Origin of the sequence: Streptomyces sp. NBC_00986 (assembly GCF_045162565.1) — a bacterium.
GTDB lineage: Bacteria > Actinomycetota > Actinomycetes > Streptomycetales > Streptomycetaceae > Streptomyces.
Genome location: NZ_CP108733.1, coordinates 669,441 through 686,533, shown reverse-complemented (window position 1 = coordinate 686,533; position 17,093 = coordinate 669,441). Strand labels below are relative to the sequence as shown.

Genomic DNA, 17,093 nt, shown 5'->3' with positions numbered 1-17,093 from the left:
GCGGCTGGCGCATCGGCGTGATCCGTTCCGGGAGTGCATCATGGACGCCTGCGGGAGTGGGGGCTCGCCTGCGCGGGGATGGGCCATGGGGATCCACACTTTAAGTATGTGGATCCCAAAGGCGGTTGCGGAGAGATGAACAAGTTCTCTCCCCCTCCCTTTTCAGACCGTCCTGCCGCGCAGTGTCTCCTTCTTGGCCCGGTTTCCGCAGGTGCCCATGGAGCACCAACGGCGGTTTCCGGGGCGGGAGGTGTCCAGGAACAGGGCGCCGCAGGTCGGGCCCGCGCAGTTGCGGAGGCGGGCGAGCGACGGCGTGGTGACGAGGTCCAGGGCGTCGCGGGCGACGAGGGAGAGCGTGGCCCGGACGGGGTCGTCGGCGTGCCGGGTGAGCTGCCCCGCCGAGGTGAGGCGCGGTACGGGGACGGCGTGCGCGGCAGCAGAGTTGACCCGGTCGCGGGAGTGGGCGTCGGGCGTCAGGCCGGCCCGTGCGTCGACGATCAGGGTGTGGACGGCCTCCCGCAGCTCCCGCGCGTTCGCGGCATCGAGGCGCCCGGCGGCGTCGGCGCAGGGGCCGCACTGCCGCACCCACGCCAACAGGGCCTCGGCGTCGGGGAGTTCCTCCACCACGTCGGGTGAACCGCGGTGGCGCAGGGTGCGGACGAAGTCCAGGCAGAGGCGCCCGGCGCCCTGGCGGAAGCGGGGAGTTGCTGGCACGGGCCCACCCTACCTCCGTAGAACCGGTTTAAGTGGTGCCACGGGACAGGCTCGCCTGCTACCGTCGCCTGAACCAGTAAAACCGGTTCTCACGTGAGGTGTGTCCGTGCCCCGCTGGGTGATCCTCGTCCTGTCCCTCGCCTGCGGTGTGGGCGTCTCGACCATCTACTTCCCACAGGCCATCAGCTCGCTCGTCGCAGCCGACCTGGGCGTCTCCACGGGCTCGGCGGCCCTCGTGGTGACCGCGGCCCAGTTCGGCTACGCGGCGGGCATCTTCCTGCTCGTCCCCCTCGGCGACCGGCTGCCGCACCGGCCCCTGATCGTCACCCTGCTCACGCTCACCGCCGCCGGACTGCTCGCCGCGAGCGCCGCGCCCTCGCTTCCGGTGCTGGTCGTCGCGAGCGCGGTCACCGGCGTGACGACCGTCGTGCCGCAGATCATCATCCCGATGGCCGCCGGACTCGTGCCCGCCGAACGCCGTGGAGCCGTCACCGGCACCCTTCTCAGCGGCCTGATCGGCGGCATCCTTCTGGCCCGCACCTTCAGCGGCACCCTCGGCGAACGGCTCGGCTGGCGGGCGCCCTACATCGTGGCCGCCGTGATCGTCCTGGCCCTGGCCGCGATCCTCTCCCGGGTCGTCCCGGACACCGAGCCGTCCACGCGGCTCGGTTACCCGGCTCTGATAGCCGCGCCCCTGAGCCTGCTGCGCACCGAACCCGACCTCCGCCGCTCCTGCCTCTACCAGGCCACCGTCTTCGCCGGCTTCAGCGCCGCCTGGACCACGCTCACCCTGCTCGTCACCGGACCGACCTACGCCATGGGTGCCCAGGCGGTGGGCATCCTCGGGCTGGTCGGCGCGGCCAGCATGTTCAGCACCCCGCTCGCCGGCCGGCTGGCCGACCGCAGGGGCCCCGACAGGGTCAGCCTTCTCGCCATGCTCGGCGCGATCGCGTCGGCGGCGGTGCTCGTGCCCGCCTATCGGGGAGGCACCACCGGCCTCCTGGCCCTGGCCGCGGGCATGCTGCTGCTCGACGTGGCCGTCCAGTCCGGCCAGGTCGCCAACCAGGCCCGCATCTTCGCCCTGCGGCCCGAGGCCCGGGCCCGGATCAACACCGCGTACATGACCTGCGCGTTCCTCGGCGGCAGCGCGGGTTCCTGGCTCGGTGTGCGGACCTACGACCGGTTCGGCTGGCGGGGTGTGACGGGCCTGGTCGCCGCGCTGGCCGTGGTGGCACTGGCCCGTCACCTGCTCCACCTGCGCCGTGCGCGACGCGACAGGAGCCCCGGCCTCCCGGACCGGTCAGGATTCGAGAAGCGCGAGTCCACGCCCCGCCCGTAGCGTGACCGCCACGGACGTCACCGCGCATCGATGCCGGAAGCGGACGTACCGCTCGAAGCTTGGTTAGATCGAGCCGGGCGATGTCCGCCGAGAGACCGTCGGCGGCCCGGCACAACGGAGGGAAGGCACGATGAGCAAGGCCACGAGGACGGATACGCAGCCGGCCGGGCTGCACGCTGCCGACAGCCACGACCTGATCCGCGTGCACGGGGCGCGCGAGAACAATCTCAAGGACGTCAGCATCGAGATCCCGAAGCGCCGGCTCACGGTGTTCACCGGTGTCTCCGGCTCGGGCAAGAGCTCGCTCGTGTTCGACACGATCGCCGCCGAGTCGCAGCGGCTGATCAACGAGACGTACAGCGCCTTCGTGCAGGGCTTCATGCCGACCCTCGCCCGGCCCGAGGTCGACGTCCTCGACGGGCTGACCACCGCGATCATCGTCGACCAGCAGCGGTTGGGCGCCGACCCCCGCTCCACGGTCGGCACCGCCACCGACGCCAACGCGATGCTGCGCATCCTCTTCAGCCGGCTCGGCAAGCCGTACCTCGGCTCGCCCAAGGCGTTCTCCTTCAACGTCGCCTCGATCAGCGGCGCGGGCGCGGTCACCATGGAGCGCGGCGGGCAGAAGGTGAAGGAGCGCCGCAGCTTCAGCATCACCGGCGGCATGTGCCCACGCTGCGAGGGCCGCGGCTCGGTCACCGACCTCGACCTCACCCAGCTCTACGACGCCTCCAAGTCCCTTGCGGAGGGCGCGATCACGGTGCCCGGCTACACGGGCGGCGGCTGGAACTCCCGGCTCTACAGCGAGTCGGGCTTCTTCGACCCGGACAAGCCGATCAGCAAGTTCACGAAGAAGGAACTGCAGGACTTCCTCCACCGCGAGCCGACCCGGATGAAGATCGCGGGCATCAACATGACCTACGAAGGTCTGATCCCGCGCATCCAGAAGTCGATGCTCGCCAAGGACCGGGAGGGCATGCAGCCGCACATCCGGGAGTTCGTGGACCGCGCGGTCACCTTCACCGTCTGCCCCGAGTGCGACGGCACCCGCCTCAACGAGGGCGCCCGCTCCTCGAAGATCAAGCGCATCAGCATCGCCGACGCCTGCGCGATGCAGATCAGTGACTTGGCCGAGTGGGTCCGCGGCCTCGACGAGCCGTCCGTGGCGCCGCTGCTCACCGCCTTGCAGCAGGCTCTCGACTCGTTCGTCGAGATCGGCCTCGGCTATCTCTCGCTGAACCGGCCGGCGGGCACGCTGTCCGGCGGTGAGGCGCAGCGCGTGAAGATGATCCGCCACCTCGGTTCCTCGCTCACCGACGTCACGTACGTCTTCGACGAACCCACCATCGGACTGCACCCCCACGACATCCAGCGCATGAACGACCTGCTGCTGCGCCTGCGCGACAAGGGCAACACGGTGCTCGTGGTGGAGCACAAGCCGGAGACCATCGCGATCGCCGACCACATCGTCGACCTCGGCCCCGGCGCCGGTACGGCGGGCGGCACCGTCTGCTTCGAGGGCACCGTCGAGGGACTGCGCACCGGCGGGACCATCACCGGCCGGCACTTCGACGACCGGGCGTCGCTCAAGGAGTCGACGCGGAAGCCCACCGGCGTGCTGGAGATCCGGGGCGCCGCGGCGAACAACCTCCAGGACGTCGACGTCGACATCCCGCTCGGCGTCCTCGCCGTCATCACCGGTGTCGCGGGCTCCGGCAAGAGCTCGCTGGTGCACGGGTCGATCCCGGCCGGCGAGAACGTGGTCTCCGTCGACCAGGGCGCCATCCGCGGCTCGCGCCGGAGCAACCCGGCGACGTACACCGGACTCCTCGAACCGATCCGCAAGGCCTTCGCCAAGGCCAACGGCGTGAAGCCGGCCCTGTTCAGCGCCAACTCCGAGGGTGCGTGCCCCACTTGTAACGGCGCCGGGGTCATCTACACCGACCTGGCGATGATGGCCGGCGTGGCCACCACCTGCGAGGACTGCGAGGGGAAGCGGTTCGACGCGTCGGTGCTCGAGTACCGCTTCGGCGGCCGGGACATCAGCGAGGTGCTCGCGATGTCGGTGACCGAGGCCGAGGAGTTCTTCGGCGCGGGCGAGGCGGCGACACCGGCCGCGCACCGGATCCTGACCCGGCTCGCCGACGTCGGCCTCGGCTACCTCAGCCTCGGCCAGCCGCTCACCACCCTCTCCGGCGGCGAACGCCAGCGCCTCAAGCTGGCCACCCACATGTCCGAGAAGGGCGGCGTCTACGTCCTCGACGAGCCCACCGCCGGCCTCCACCTCGCCGACGTCGAGCAACTGCTCGGCCTGCTCGACCGGTTGGTCGACTCCGGCAAGTCGGTCATCGTCGTGGAACACCACCAGGCGGTGATGGCCCACGCCGACTGGATCATCGACCTCGGCCCCGGCGCCGGACACGACGGCGGCAAGATCGTCTTCGAGGGCACACCGGCCGACCTGGTCGAGGCCCGCTCCACGCTCACGGGGGAGCACCTGGCGGCGTACGTCGGCGCCTGAGCACCACGGCCTCAGCGCAGGGTGGCGACCGCCGTGCCGTGGAGGACCTCCTCGGCACGGTCCCACGACCAGCCGTTCTCGACCACGAGCGTGCGCCACCCGGTGGGACCGAACCAGTACCAGAGGAGGTCGCCGGTCTCCTTCGCCGAGTGGGGCGGCGGGGGAGTGAGGGTGTGCAGATGGCGGGCGGCGGTGTGCAGCGCGTCCCGGTACGCGGCCGTCGCCCGCTCCCACAGCTCCTCGCCGTTCTCGTGCACGGGCAGCGCCTTGCGGATCGCCTCGTGCACCGCGAACTGCCCCTCGTTGCCCAGGCGCGTCCCGTGGGCCAGCGCCTTGAGGACCGCCTCGGGGGTGCGCAGTTCGAGCACCTCCTTCATGGCCTGCTCGTAGCCCGAGGCGAGCACGCCCTGGTCGACGATCAGGTTCAGGATGTCGCTCTTGCTGCCGACGCTCGCGAACACCGTCTTCGAGGCGACACCGGCCGCCGAGGCGACGTCGGCGACGGTGACGCGGCCGTAGCCGCGCTCGGCGAACAGCTCCGTGGCGTGCCCGAGGATCAGCGCGCGCGTCCGTGCGGCGGCTTGTTCCCGCAGCGGGGAGACGTAACGGCGCGTGGGAGGCATGCCGTCATCGTACGGCGATGAATTCAATAGGCGTCCTGTAACCTCAATTGCTGTCGGCCGGCAACACCCCTCATGACGCACCTCCCTCGAAAGGGATCACGCAATGGGCATGGACGCCACAGCACTGGCCCACGGGCTCTTCCGCATCCTCGCGACCGGAGATCCGGTACTGGCGGCGGAGGTGGTGCACGAGGACTTCCACAATCGCGAGTCGGCCGTCTCGCCCACGGCCTGCGCGCTCCCCGGGCCCGCCGGAGTGCTCGCCTCCAGCGCGTGGATGCGCTCCGCCTTCAGCGACCTGGACTTCCCCGTCCTCGGCATCGCCCACAACGACGAGCAGGTCTGGCTACGGCTGCGCATGCGGGGCCGTCACACCGGACCCTTCGTCCGCTTCCGTGACGGAGCGCTCGACCAGGCGATACCTCCCACCGGGCGCGACATCGACTTCGAGCAGATCCACGTGCTCGACCTCCGTGACGGGAAGGTGATCGGGCATGAGGCGGTGCGCGACGACGTGGCCATGCTCGGGCAACTGGGCGTCTTCCCGCCGAGCCCCGCTGTCGGGCTGAGCATGCTCACGTGGCGGGTGACGGGGAAGGCCTCGCGTGCCGCCGCCGACGTGACGGCGAAGGCTGACGAGGCGGCCGCCGGGGCGACGCGGTAGGTCCCGGCACAGAGCGACCGAGCCGAGGGTTCCCACCCCGCGATGACCCTCGCCCGCCCAGGGACGACGACCAGGGTGTCCCACCGGTGCGACCGACCCGCCGCGCGCGACACCGTGGCTCCAGGCGGCGGTCCCGCAGGGTGAACGCGGGCGCCGGGCCCTGGACGGCAGGAGTGATTCGGATGGCGAAGGTTCTTTTCGTGCTGACCGGAGCGACGTACTGGGTGCTCAAGGACGGCACCCGGTACGCGACCGGGTACTGGGCCGAGGAGTTCGCGGCCCCGTACAAGCTGATCACGGAGGCGGGTCACGAGGTCGTGGTCGCGACACCGAACGGCGTGACACCCAACGTCGACATGATGAGCCTGCGCCCCTCCATGGCGGGCGGTGAGCAGGGAGCGCTCGACCTGGAGGAGATCATCCGGTCGGCGGAGGTGATGCGTCGGCCGCTCCAGCTGTCGGACGTCCGGCTCGAGGACTACGACGCGGTGTACCTGCCCGGCGGCCACGGCCCGATGGCCGACCTGGCGCTGGACGCCGACGTGGGGCGGATACTCACGGCGCAGCTCGCCTCGGGCAAGCCGCTCGCGATCGTGTGCCACGGCCCCTCCGCGATCCTGGCCACCAGGATCCACGGCGAGTCGCCCTTCAAGGGCTACCGGATGACCTGCTTCACCAATGACGAGGAGGAGGGTGTCGGCCTGGCCTCCCGGGTCACCTGGCTGCTGGAGACGGAGCTGAAGGACAAGATCGGTGTCGAGTTCAGCCGCGGCGAGATCTGGAAGCCGTACATGGTGGAGGACCGCAACCTCATCACCGGGCAGAACCCGGACTCGGCCGCGGTCCTCGGGGAGCGGCTGCTGGAGTTGCTGAAGTAGTGCCGACGCGAGTCACTGGTGCCTGGGCGAGAGGCTGTACCTCCCACATGCAAGGAAGCCGGTCGTGGCGCCCGGGACGACCGGCAGTGGAACCTGATCAAGACCGTCCTCCAGGGGGCGGCACTCCGGCATCCCCACAGGCAGGACGGTTCACATGATCAACAGGCGAGCTCTCGGCAAGACCATCGGGGCGGGGGCCATGGGGACCGCCGCGGCGTCCCTGGCGGGATGGTTCAGCTCGTCACCCGCGTCCGCCACTTCCTCGGGGAGCGAGGCGTCAACTGCCGGGCGGGCGACGGGCCGTACGTCCTTCGAGTCGCTCAAGCGGGTCAGGGCCGGGGAGTTGGACATCGGCTACGCGGAAGTCGGCCCGGCGAAGGGCCCGGTGGTCGTCCTGCTGCACGGATGGCCGTACGACATCCACAGCTACGTCGACGTCGCGCCGCTGCTGGCCGCCGAGGGGTACCGGGTGATCGTGCCCTACCTGCGGGGGTACGGCACCACGACGTTCCGGTCGTCGAAGACCTTCCGCAACGGCCAACAGGCCGTGGTCGCCCTGGACATCGTCGCCCTGATGGACGCCCTGCGGATCGAGAAGGCGCTGCTGGGCGGCTTCGACTGGGGTGCGCGGACGGCCGACATCATCGCGACGCTGTGGCCGGGGCGCTGCAAGGCGCTCGTCTCGGTGACCGGCTACCTCATCACCAACCGGGAGAAGAACAAGCAACCGCTGCCGCCGGCCGCCGAGTTGGCGTGGTGGTACCAGTACTACTTCGCCACCGAGCGCGGGGAACTGGGCCTGGCCCAGTACGGGCACGACTTCGCCAAGCTGATCTGGCGCAACGTCTCCCCGACCTGGCAGTTCGACGACGCCACCTTCGACCGCACCGCGAAGGCCTTCGAGAACCCGGACTACGTCAGCATCGTGATCCACAACTACCGGTGGCGGCTGGGCCTCGCGTCGGGAGACCCGCGCTACGACGGCATCGAGACCAAGCTCGCCGCAGGCCCGGCCATCGCCGTGCCCACGATCACCCTCGACGGTGAGCTGGACCCCTTCACCCCGGCGGGCGACGGGAGCGCGTACCGCGCCAAGTTCACCGGCCCCTACGACCACCGTGCCCTCGCCGGCATCGGGCACAACGTGCCGCAGGAGGCACCCGAGGCGTTCGCACGGGCCGTCCTGGACGCCGATCGTCTCTGATCTCGTTGACCAGGGAGACTCCCTGGCGCGAACCGGGGCCGAAGGGGCGAGTCTGGTGGCGTCGGCAGTTCGTCCGAGAACGGAGGCGCAGCTCATGGACATGAAACTCGAAGTGGTCGTGGTGCCGGTCGGGGACGTGGACCGGGCCAAGGACTTCTACACGGCGTTGGGCTGGCGGCTGGACGCCGATGTCGCCACCGGCGAGAACTTCCGGGTGGTGCAGGTGACCCCGCCGGGCTCGCCTGCCTCTGTCATCTTCGGCACCTCGGTCACGTCCCAGACGCCGGGTTCGGCCCAGGGCCTCCACCTGGTCGTGGACGACATCGACGCCGCCCACGACGAACTCAAGCGGCTCGGCGCCGACCCGAGCGACGTGTTCCACGACGAGGGGGGCGTCTTCCACCACGCCGGGACCGACGCCCGGGTGCCCGGTCCGGACCCCAAGCGCAGCAGCTACGGCTCGTTCGTGTCGTTCAGCGACCCGGACGGCAACGGCTGGGTTCTGCAGGAGATCACCACCCGGCTTCCGGGCCGCCTGGACCCCGCGGCCACGACGTTCGCCTCCGCCGAGGACCTGGCGAGCGCTCTGCGCCGTGCCGCCGCGGCGCACGGCGAGCACGAGGCGCGCACCGGCGCGGAGGACCCGGACTGGCCCGACTGGTACGCGCGGTACATGGTGCGCGAGCAGGCCGGGACCGAGTTGCCGTCATGATTACGCCGGCCTGTCGGGCGTGGGGGTCACCTGCCGTCGGTGCGGATACGCGTCGAGGCCTACGGGGTCCGCCGCACCGACGTTCCCGCGGATGATCCCCGGTGACGCCCGGTTCCGTGTCGTCCTCGACATGAGGAAGTGAGACCGCCATGTCCGAGAAACCGCTGGCCGGATCCGTCGCGCTGGTGACCGGTGCCAGCAGTGGCATCGGTGCCGCGACAGCGCGCCGGCTGGCCCAGGAGGGCGCGGCGGTGGCGCTCGTCGCACGGCGTCGTGAGCGCCTGGACAGGCTCGCCCAGGACATCGCGCGGCTGGGCGGCCGGGCCGACGTCGTGGAGGCCGACATCAGCGACCCCGAGCAGGCGTACCAGGCGGTCCAGGTCACGCTCGGGCGGCTGGAGCGGCTCGACATCCTGGTCAACAACGCCGGGATCATGCTGCTCGGCACGGCCCTGCACGCCACGATCGAGGAGTGGGACCGGATGGTCTCGCTCAACGCGACCGCGCTGCTCCACGTGACCCACGCCGCCGTCCCGTACCTGATCGACGCGGCCACCACCTCACCGCGGCAGGTGTCCGACATCGTCAACGTCGGCTCGACGGCCGGACGCGTCGCCCGCCCCGGCAGCAGCGTCTACAACCTGACGAAGTTCGGCCTGAACGGCTTCACCGAGGCCCTGCGCCAAGAGCTGCTCGTGGAGCGCGTCCGGGTCGCCGTGGTCGAACCCGGCACCGTACGCACGGAGTTGGTGGACCACCTCGGCGAGGCCACCCGCGAGGCGGCTCTCCGGCAGGTCAGCGGCATCGAACCGCTGCGCGCGGAGGACGTCGCGGACGCGATCGCCTACATCGTCACCCGGGAGCGACGCGTGGCCGTCAACGAGATGCTGGTCCGCGCCGGTGACCAGACGTGGTGACCGCAGGTGAGGAGGACGGACCCATGAGCCAAAAGCACGGCCACGCCGGCGACCACGACTACGACGTCATCGTGATCGGCGGAGGATCGCCCGGCGAGCACTGCGCCGGCGCCCTGGCCGAGGGCGGTCTGCGGGTCGCCCTGGTGGAGCGTGAACTGGTCGGCGGTGAGTGCTCGTACTGGGCGTGCATCCCGTCGAAGACGCTGCTGCGCCCGGGCGAGGCCGTGCACGGTGCGCGAGAGGCCGCGGCGAGCGCCCAGGTCGACGTCGAACAGGCCCTGGCCTGGCGGGACTTCATGGTGTCGGACTACTCCGACGCCGGGCAGGAACGCTGGCTGGCCGACACCGGCATCGCCCTGCTGCGCGGCACCGGGCGGCTGGCGGGACAGGGCGTCGTGGAGGTGGCCGGAGCCCGCCATTCCGCCGAGCACGTGGTGGTCGCCACGGGCGCGGCACCGGTCATGCCGCCGGTCCCGGGCCTGTCCGCACTGACCGGCGTGTGGACCAACCGCGAGGTGACGGGCATGAAGGCGGTCCCGCGCCGACTGGTCGTGCTCGGCGCCGGACCCGTCGGCGTGGAGATGGCCCAGGCCGTCCGCCGGCTGGGCGGCGAGGTGGTCGTCACGGCCCACGGCGGGTACGTCCTGCCCCGCGAGCCCCAGCCCCTGGGCGAGGCGCTCGGCGAGGTGCTGCGCCGCGACGGGGTCGAGCTGGTACTCGGACCGCGCACCGTCGCCGCCCGGCGCGAGGACGAGGACTACGTCCTGACGCTCGACGACGGGCGGGAACTGCGCGGCGATCACCTCCTCGTCGCCACCGGACGCCGCCCGCGCGTCGATGACATCGGCCTGGACACGGTGGGCGTGAAGGCCGACGAGCACGGCATTCCCGTCGACTCGCGGCTGCGTGCCGCCGAGCGGCTGTGGGTCGTCGGCGACGCCACCGGCCTGTGGATGCTCACCCACGTCGGCAAGTACCAGGGCGAGGTCGTCGCCGCCAACATCCTCGGCGAACCCCGCGAGGCCGACTACACGGCCGTGCCCCGCGTCGTCTACACCGACCCGCAGGCGGCGTCGGTCGGTGCGGGCGAGGCACGGTTCAGCGCCACCGTCCCGATCTCCGGGGTGGCCAAGACCGCGGCGTACACCCGCGCCTACGCCGACGCCAACGGGTTCCTCACCCTGCTCAGCGACGGCCGGGTGATCACCGGCGCCCACGCCCTCGGCCCGGAAGCGGGGGAGTGGCTGCAACAGGCGACCCTCGCCGTCCGCGCCCGCATCCCGCTGGACGTGCTACGGGACACGATCCAGCCGTTCCCCACGTTCTCGGAGATCTACGTCGCCGCGCTCAAGGACCTGCACGACCAGATCGGGGCCGCGGAGCGAAAGGCGTCGCCGTGACGCGCTACCACACACTGAAGGTCGACGACCTTGAGATCTTCTACCGCGGGGCCGGACCGCCCGACGCCCCCGCCCTGCTGCTCCTGCACGGCTTCCCGTCCTCGTCGCGGATGTACGAGCCGCTCCTCGGGCGCCTCGCCGACCGGTGGGGACTCATCGCGCCCGACCTTCCCGGGTTCGGCCACAGCAGTGCTCCCGCGCCGACCGGGTTCGCGTACACCTTCGATCACCTGGCCGAGGTCATGAACGGCTTCGTGGACGCCCTCGGCCTCCAGCGGTACACGCTCCTCGTGCAGGACTACGGCGGGCCGGTCGGGTTCCGCATGGCCATGGCGCACCCGGAGCGGCTGGAGGCGCTGATCATCCAGAACGCGGTGGCCCACGAGAGCGGGCTGGGGCCGCTGTGGCAGACACGACGTGCCTTCTGGTCCGACCGTGCCACCCACGAGCCGGCACTGCGCGAGAACTTCCTGTCCCTGGCCGCCACGCGGGGACGACACCTCGGCAACGACCCCGCGACCGACCGCTACGACCCCGACCTGTGGACGGACGAGTACGCCTTCCTGAACCGGCTCGGGCAGGCGGAGATCCAGCTGGAGCTGTTCTACGACTACCGCACCAACCTCGCCGCCTACCCGGTCTGGCAGCAGTGGCTGCGCACCCGCCGGCCCCGCACGCTCGTCCTCTGGGGACGCCACGACGCGTCGTTCCGGGCGCGGGAGGCCGACTCGTACCGGGCCGACCTGCCCGATGCGGAGATCCATCTGCTCGACGGCGGCCACTTCGTGCTGGACACCTGCGCCGACGAGGCCGCAGAACGGATCCGGGCCTTTCTGACGTGACATCGTCACCGGCCGCAGACCCGCATCGAATCCGCGGCTTGAACGCGTCCTGCCACGAGGCGGCGACCGGGCCTTTGCCCGGTCAGGATTCAGGCCGCGGGCCCACCGCTGTAACGTGCAGTGTGACCAGGGGGCAGACCGCGACGAAGGCGGGCAACCGTGGCGCATGCGGAGCACAGCTCACGGGACAGGGCAAAGCACGGCCTCCTCGGCAGGCGGACCGAGTGCGCCCGGCTCGACCGGATGATCAGCGCGGCCCGTGGCGGGGAGAGCGGCACGCTCGTGGTCCACGGCCCACCCGGCGTCGGGAAATCGGCACTGCTCGACTACGCGACCCGGTCGGCGACCGACCTGCGCGTGCTGCACGCCGTCGGCATCGAATCCGAGATGGAGCTCGCGTTCGCCACGCTGCACCAGCTGTGCGTGCCGTTGCTCGACCGCCTGAAGAACCTTCCCCAGCCGCAGCGCGCCGCACTGGAGACGGTGTTCGGCATCCGCGCGGGCCCACCGCCCGATCGCTTCCTGGTCGGGATGGCGGTGCTCGGCCTCCTCTCGGACGCCTCCGCGAAACACCCGCTGCTCTGCCTGGTCGACGACGCGCAATGGATGGACCGGGTCTCCGCGCAGATCCTGGGCTTCGTCGCCCGCCGGCTGCTCGCGGAGTCGGTCGCCCTCGTCTTCGGAGCCCGCGAAAGGCCCCAGGACCTGCTCGGACTACCGGAGCTGGAGGTCACCGGGCTGCGTGACGCCGACGCCCACACCCTGCTCGATTCGGCCACACACACCCGGCTCGACCAGGACATCCGAGACCGCCTCGTCGAGGAGACCAAGGGCAATCCCCTCGCCCTCCTCGAACTGCCCCGCGGCCTGACCATCACCCAACTGGCCGGTGGATTCGGCCTCTTGAACGGTGACACGCTCCCGGGCCGCATCGAGCAGAGCTTTCTGAGCCGGATCGAAGTCCTCCCGGACGAGACCCGGCTGCTCCTGCTGATCGCCGCCGCCGAACCGGTCGGCGATCCCGCCCTGGTGTGGTCGGCGGCCGGCCGTCTCGGTGTGACACCGGAGACGGCCCTCGCCGGCGGCACGGACGGGCTGCTGTCGTTCGACATACGCGTCACGTTCCGGCACCCGCTCGTCCGGTCGGCCGTGTACCGCTCGGCGACGGAGGAGGACCGCCGGGCCGCGCACCTGGCCCTGGCCGAGGTCACCGACCCGAAGGCCGACCCGGACCGTCGCGCCTGGCACCTCGCGTCCGCCGCCGCGGGCCCGGACGAGTCCGTCGCCGCCGAACTCGAACGCTCCGCCGACCGCGCGCAGGCACGCGGCGGGCTGGCCGCGGCGGCGGCGTTCCTCCAGCGATCCGTGGCACTCACCGGCGACACGTCACGGCGCGCCGAACGGGCGGTGGCCGCAGCCGACGTCAGCCTCCAGGCCGGTGACCTCGACGCCGCCCGCCGGTTCGTCGACATCGCGGACCAGTACGCCCAGAGCGAGTTCCAACGCGCTCGGGCCCAACTCGTGCACGGCCAGATCACGTTCGCGGCCGGCCTCAACGAGGAGGCACCACCGCTGCTGCTGACGGCCGCACAGCGACTGGAGCCCTTCGACAAGGACCTCGCGCGCGAGACGTACCTGATGGCCTGGGGCACATCGGCACTGGTCGCAGCGGACGCCGACAGCCTCATGGCGATCTCCCGGGCGATGCGGGAACTTCCGGCGGCGAGGGGAACTCCCGGCACCCTCGATCTCGTCATCGAGGCCTGCGCGCTGCTCGTCACCGACGGCCGCGCCGCCGCCGTTCCCGCACTCCGCCGGGCCGTCACGGCACTCGCGGATCTTCCCGCGCCCGACGTGCTGAAGTGGGGCTGGGTGGCCAACGGCGTCAGCGCGGCAGTCTGGGACGACCGGGCCATGCGCAGCATGTACGGCCGGGCCGTCGAGGTGGCGCGCACCGCCGGCGCCCTGACCGAACTCCCCTTGTGTCTAGCGTCGTTGGGCATGGCGACCACCTGGACCGGGGACTTCGACGCCGCCGAGTCGATCGTCGACGAGGCGGACATCGTCGCCGCGGCGACCGGCGTCCCCCTGGCGCCGCACGTCAAGCTCAGGCTCAGCGCACTGCGGGGTCGTGGCGCCGATGCCGAGGCCCTCATCGCCGCCACCGTCGAAGAAGCCGGTGCGAGCGGCCAGTTGATGGGAGTCACGGTCGCCCACTGGGCCGCCGCCGTCCTCTACAACGGCCTCGCCCGCTACGAACAGGCCATGCCCGCAGCGCAGATCAGCAGCCGGATCGCCGAACTGTGGGTCTCCGTCTGGGTGTTGCCCGAACTCGTCGAGGCGGCGGTGCGCGCCGGAGAGGAAGAGGCCGCCGGTGACGCGCTCGCACGGCTCACGGACGCGGCGGAGCCGTGCGACACCGACTGGGCGCAGGGGATCCTGGCCCGCTGCCGGGCCCTGCTCACCGCCGGAGCCCCCGCGGACCGCCTCTACCGCAGGGCGATCGAGCGACTGGGCCGGACACAACTGCGCCCCGAACTGGCGCGTGCCCATCTGCTGTACGGCGAGTGGCTGCGCCGGGACCGTCAACGGAGCCACGCCCGGGGGCACTTGCGTACCGCCTACGAGATGTTCGTGTCGATCGGCATGGAGGCGTTCGCCGAACGGGCCCGCCGGGAACTGCTCGCCACGGGGGAGACCGTCCGCAAGCGCACGGTCGAGGCCTCGGCGCGTGCCGAACTGACGCCGCAGGAGAAGCAGATCGCCTCGCTCGTGCAGGACGGCTTCTCCAACCCGGAGGTCGGCTCCCGCCTGTTCCTGAGCCCGCGAACCGTCGAGTGGCACCTGCGGAAGATCTTCACCAAGCTGTCGATCACCTCCCGCAGACAGCTCCGTGACGTGCTGCCCCGCGGTGAGTACGAGGCCGCACAGGAGTAGGGGCTCACGCTCAGGGGATCAGCTGCTGGCCGCCGTCGATGTCGTAAGTCGCCCCGGTGAGTGCCGTGTTGGTCATCAGGTGCAGGGCGAGTGCGGCCACGTCAGACGGTCCCACCACCCGGCGGATCGGCAGCGTGGCGCGCAACTCCTCCCGACGGCGCTCCAGTTCGTCGCCGAGCAGCCGCGCCGACAACGGGGTGTCGACGAACCCGGCGGCGATCGCGTTGACCCGGACCGGGGCGAGTTCGAGGGCGGCGTTCGCCGTGATGGCCGGCAGACTTGCCGCCGCGATGGCCGCGATGCTCAGACCCACGCCGGGGCGGCGGGCGTGCGTGCCGGTGATGTACGTCAGCGACCCGCCGGGACGGACACACGTCGCGCACTCCCGCGCGATGCGCAGCGAGCCCAGCAGATGCTCGTCGAGCACGCTCCGCGCCTCGTCGAAGTCCATGTCGACGATCGGCGCGTAGAGCGGTCCGCCGCCCGCGACCAGGACGTGGTCGACCGGCGCGGGCAGCTCCGCGAAGAACCGGTGGAGCCCCGTGGCGTCACCCAGGTCGAGCCTCGCGGCCGACGCGCCGAGCTCGTCCCGCGCGGCGTCGAGCCGCCCCTGGTCACGTCCGGTGATGACGATCTTCGCGCCGGCCGCGTGCGCCTGGCGTGCCGTCTCCAGCCCGATGCCGGAGCTGCCGCCGATGACGACGACGGTGCTTACTGAGAGGTCGTTCACTGCTGCCTCCGTAGCTGGATGGAGATCACGGCGACCGGCGGGCCGTGGCGGCGCTGGATACGCCGGTTGCCCGGACGCGTGTCTGGTCGCTGGGGTGCCGGGTGAGCGGCAGGGACCGCACGACTTCCGCAGCTGCTGCCGGAACACGGGCGAGGCCGTCCTCACGCGCGGTCATCTCCTCAAGGGTCTCGCCGCTCGGTCCGTACGGCACCTCCACGACGAGCGTGAGCAGGAACTCCTGACCGCTCTCCGAGCGGTGACCGCGTCCGCGCGCCGGGCGCCACAGGCGCGGCACCTGCCCCCGCGCGGTCGGCTCACGGGTGTGCGCGGCCTCGCGCCCCGGAGGTTCTCCACCTCGTCCACCGGTGTCCCGCCAGGAACCCGGGCCGTCATCGTGACCAGGTACTCCATGCCGACCAGGGTGTCGCAGGTCCTCCGTCCCCTGTCGATCGTTCCGGCACGGACCAGTGAGTTCTACGGGCGCGAGGGTCACCGATGCCGCGGGACGGTGGAGGAAGTCACCCACCGTCCCGCGAGCCGTAGCGCCAGGGCGCCGAACTTCCGCACGGCGCGACCTCCTCGTGGCCGACCGAGGGAATCGCCATGTCCAACCACTTCAGCGCGGCCTATCTCAAGTTCCCGGGCGACGACGCGCGCCTGGACCTGACCGACCTGTTCGCCTTCCCGGTGCCCGGAGAGCCCGGCAGAACGGTGTTGATCATCGACGTGAACCCGTTCGCGACGGGCCTGAGCGCGACCCCGCCGTTCCTGATGAGTGCGGAACTCCACCCCGACGCGGTGTACCGCATCAACATCGACAACGATGGTGACAACCAGGCCGACGCCGCCTTCTCGTTCGTGTTCACGGAGGCGGGCGACGGCAGGCAGACGGGCACGGCCTACTACGCCACCGGCGCCGACGCCCGGAGCACCGAGCCGACCGGCGAGGTGCTCGCCAGCGCCGTACCGGTCGGATTCGACGCGTCGGCGCAGCCCGTCGAGGCGGGTCGCTGCCGGTTGTTCATGGGCGTACGCAGCGATCCGTTCTTCGCCGACGCCGAAGGCGCCCTGCACGGCTTCGTGTGGACCGGAGCCGACGCCTTCGCCGACAAGGACGTGCAGTGCATCGCGCTGGAGGTGCCCGACGACATGCTCGGCCCGGATCCGCTGATCCACCTGTGGGCGACCGTCGGCGTGCGCCGTGACGGCACGCTCGTACAGGTGGACCGCGGCGGGCAGCCGACGATCAACCCGTTCATCAATCCCGACTACGCCAAGGACGCGTACAACGCCGGGCATCCGGCGGACGACGTGGCGAAGTACCTGGAGCCGTGGTCGAAGATCCTGGAGGGGAACGGCTATCCCCCCGCCGAGGCGAGCGCGGCGGCCGCCACCGTCCTGCCGGACGTCCTGACCTACGACCGCGGCCGGCCCGCCGTCTATCCCAACGGGCGCGGCCTCACCGACGACGTCTTCATCGCCCGGATGACCTTCCTGACGAACGGAAAGGTCACCTCGGGCGGGGTGCCGCCGCACGACGACCTGCTGCCCGGGTTCCCCCACCTCGGGCCTCCGCACCGGTAGAAGTGCCCCACCCGAGCGGGCCTGCCGA

General features: G+C 71.3%; 15 protein-coding genes. 11 read left to right on the top strand and 4 right to left on the bottom strand.

Annotated elements, in window-relative coordinates:
* Positions 1-162: 162 nt before the first annotated feature.
* Positions 163-714, bottom strand: coding sequence for a CGNR zinc finger domain-containing protein (locus OG504_RS02970; protein WP_405988265.1), 552 nt, complete (start codon positions 712-714; stop codon positions 163-165).
* A 106-nt stretch (positions 715-820) separates the two neighbouring features.
* Between OG504_RS02970 and OG504_RS02965 the strand changes: the two genes are divergently transcribed.
* A complete protein-coding gene (locus tag OG504_RS02965) occupies positions 821-2,053 on the top strand; it encodes an MFS transporter (protein ID WP_405988264.1) in 1,233 nt (410 codons plus the stop codon).
* A 130-nt stretch (positions 2,054-2,183) separates the two neighbouring features.
* Positions 2,184-4,574, top strand: coding sequence for an ATP-binding cassette domain-containing protein (locus OG504_RS02960; RefSeq protein WP_405988263.1), 2,391 nt, complete (start codon positions 2,184-2,186; stop codon positions 4,572-4,574).
* Positions 4,575-4,585: 11 nt separating this feature from the next.
* On the opposite strand, the gene OG504_RS02955 is transcribed toward OG504_RS02960, so the two are convergent.
* Positions 4,586-5,197, bottom strand: coding sequence for a TetR/AcrR family transcriptional regulator (locus tag OG504_RS02955; protein ID WP_405988262.1), 612 nt, complete (start codon positions 5,195-5,197; stop codon positions 4,586-4,588).
* 109 nt (positions 5,198-5,306) lie between these two features.
* Between OG504_RS02955 and OG504_RS02950 the strand changes: the two genes are divergently transcribed.
* The 8 genes from OG504_RS02950 to OG504_RS02915 all read left to right on the top strand — a co-directional run bounded on the left by OG504_RS02950 (position 5,307) and on the right by OG504_RS02915 (position 14,751).
* Complete coding sequence (locus OG504_RS02950) at positions 5,307-5,861, top strand: ester cyclase (protein ID WP_405988261.1); 555 nt, start codon at positions 5,307-5,309, stop codon at positions 5,859-5,861.
* 182 nt (positions 5,862-6,043) lie between these two features.
* Positions 6,044-6,739, top strand: coding sequence for a type 1 glutamine amidotransferase domain-containing protein (locus OG504_RS02945; protein WP_328675249.1), 696 nt, complete (start codon positions 6,044-6,046; stop codon positions 6,737-6,739).
* 154 nt (positions 6,740-6,893) lie between these two features.
* Complete coding sequence (locus tag OG504_RS02940) at positions 6,894-7,943, top strand: alpha/beta fold hydrolase (protein WP_405988260.1); 1,050 nt, start codon at positions 6,894-6,896, stop codon at positions 7,941-7,943.
* Positions 7,944-8,037: 94 nt separating this feature from the next.
* The gene (locus tag OG504_RS02935) at positions 8,038-8,655 is read left to right on the top strand and encodes a VOC family protein (protein WP_405988259.1); all 618 of its coding nucleotides are present in this window, start codon (positions 8,038-8,040) and stop codon (positions 8,653-8,655) included.
* Between the two features lie 149 nt (positions 8,656-8,804).
* Positions 8,805-9,572, top strand: a complete 768-nt coding sequence (locus OG504_RS02930) for an SDR family NAD(P)-dependent oxidoreductase (RefSeq protein WP_405988258.1) — start codon at positions 8,805-8,807, stop codon at positions 9,570-9,572.
* Between the two features lie 23 nt (positions 9,573-9,595).
* Positions 9,596-10,972: a dihydrolipoyl dehydrogenase family protein gene (locus tag OG504_RS02925; protein ID WP_405988257.1), complete on the top strand. Its 1,377-nt coding sequence runs from the start codon at positions 9,596-9,598 to the stop codon at positions 10,970-10,972.
* Positions 10,969-11,814, top strand: a complete 846-nt coding sequence (locus OG504_RS02920; protein ID WP_405988256.1) for an alpha/beta fold hydrolase — start codon at positions 10,969-10,971, stop codon at positions 11,812-11,814. The genes OG504_RS02925 and OG504_RS02920 overlap by 4 nt, the downstream gene beginning before the upstream one ends.
* A gap of 159 nt (positions 11,815-11,973) precedes the next feature.
* Positions 11,974-14,751 (top strand): AAA family ATPase, encoded by a 2,778-nt coding sequence (locus OG504_RS02915; protein ID WP_405988255.1) that lies wholly within the window; start codon positions 11,974-11,976, stop codon positions 14,749-14,751.
* Between the two features lie 10 nt (positions 14,752-14,761).
* Here OG504_RS02915 and OG504_RS02910 read toward each other — a convergent pair whose 3' ends face one another.
* Positions 14,762-15,481, bottom strand: a complete 720-nt coding sequence (locus OG504_RS02910; RefSeq protein WP_405988254.1) for an SDR family oxidoreductase — start codon at positions 15,479-15,481, stop codon at positions 14,762-14,764.
* 25 nt (positions 15,482-15,506) lie between these two features.
* Positions 15,507-15,776, bottom strand: a complete 270-nt coding sequence (locus tag OG504_RS02905) for a hypothetical protein (RefSeq protein ID WP_405988253.1) — start codon at positions 15,774-15,776, stop codon at positions 15,507-15,509.
* Positions 15,777-16,084: 308 nt separating this feature from the next.
* Here OG504_RS02905 and OG504_RS02900 point away from each other — a divergent pair, with 308 nt between their 5' ends.
* Positions 16,085-17,065 carry a DUF4331 family protein gene (locus tag OG504_RS02900; RefSeq protein WP_405988252.1) on the top strand — a complete coding sequence of 327 codons (981 nt, stop codon included), beginning with the start codon at positions 16,085-16,087 and terminating at the stop codon, positions 17,063-17,065.
* Positions 17,066-17,093: the final 28 nt, after the last annotated feature.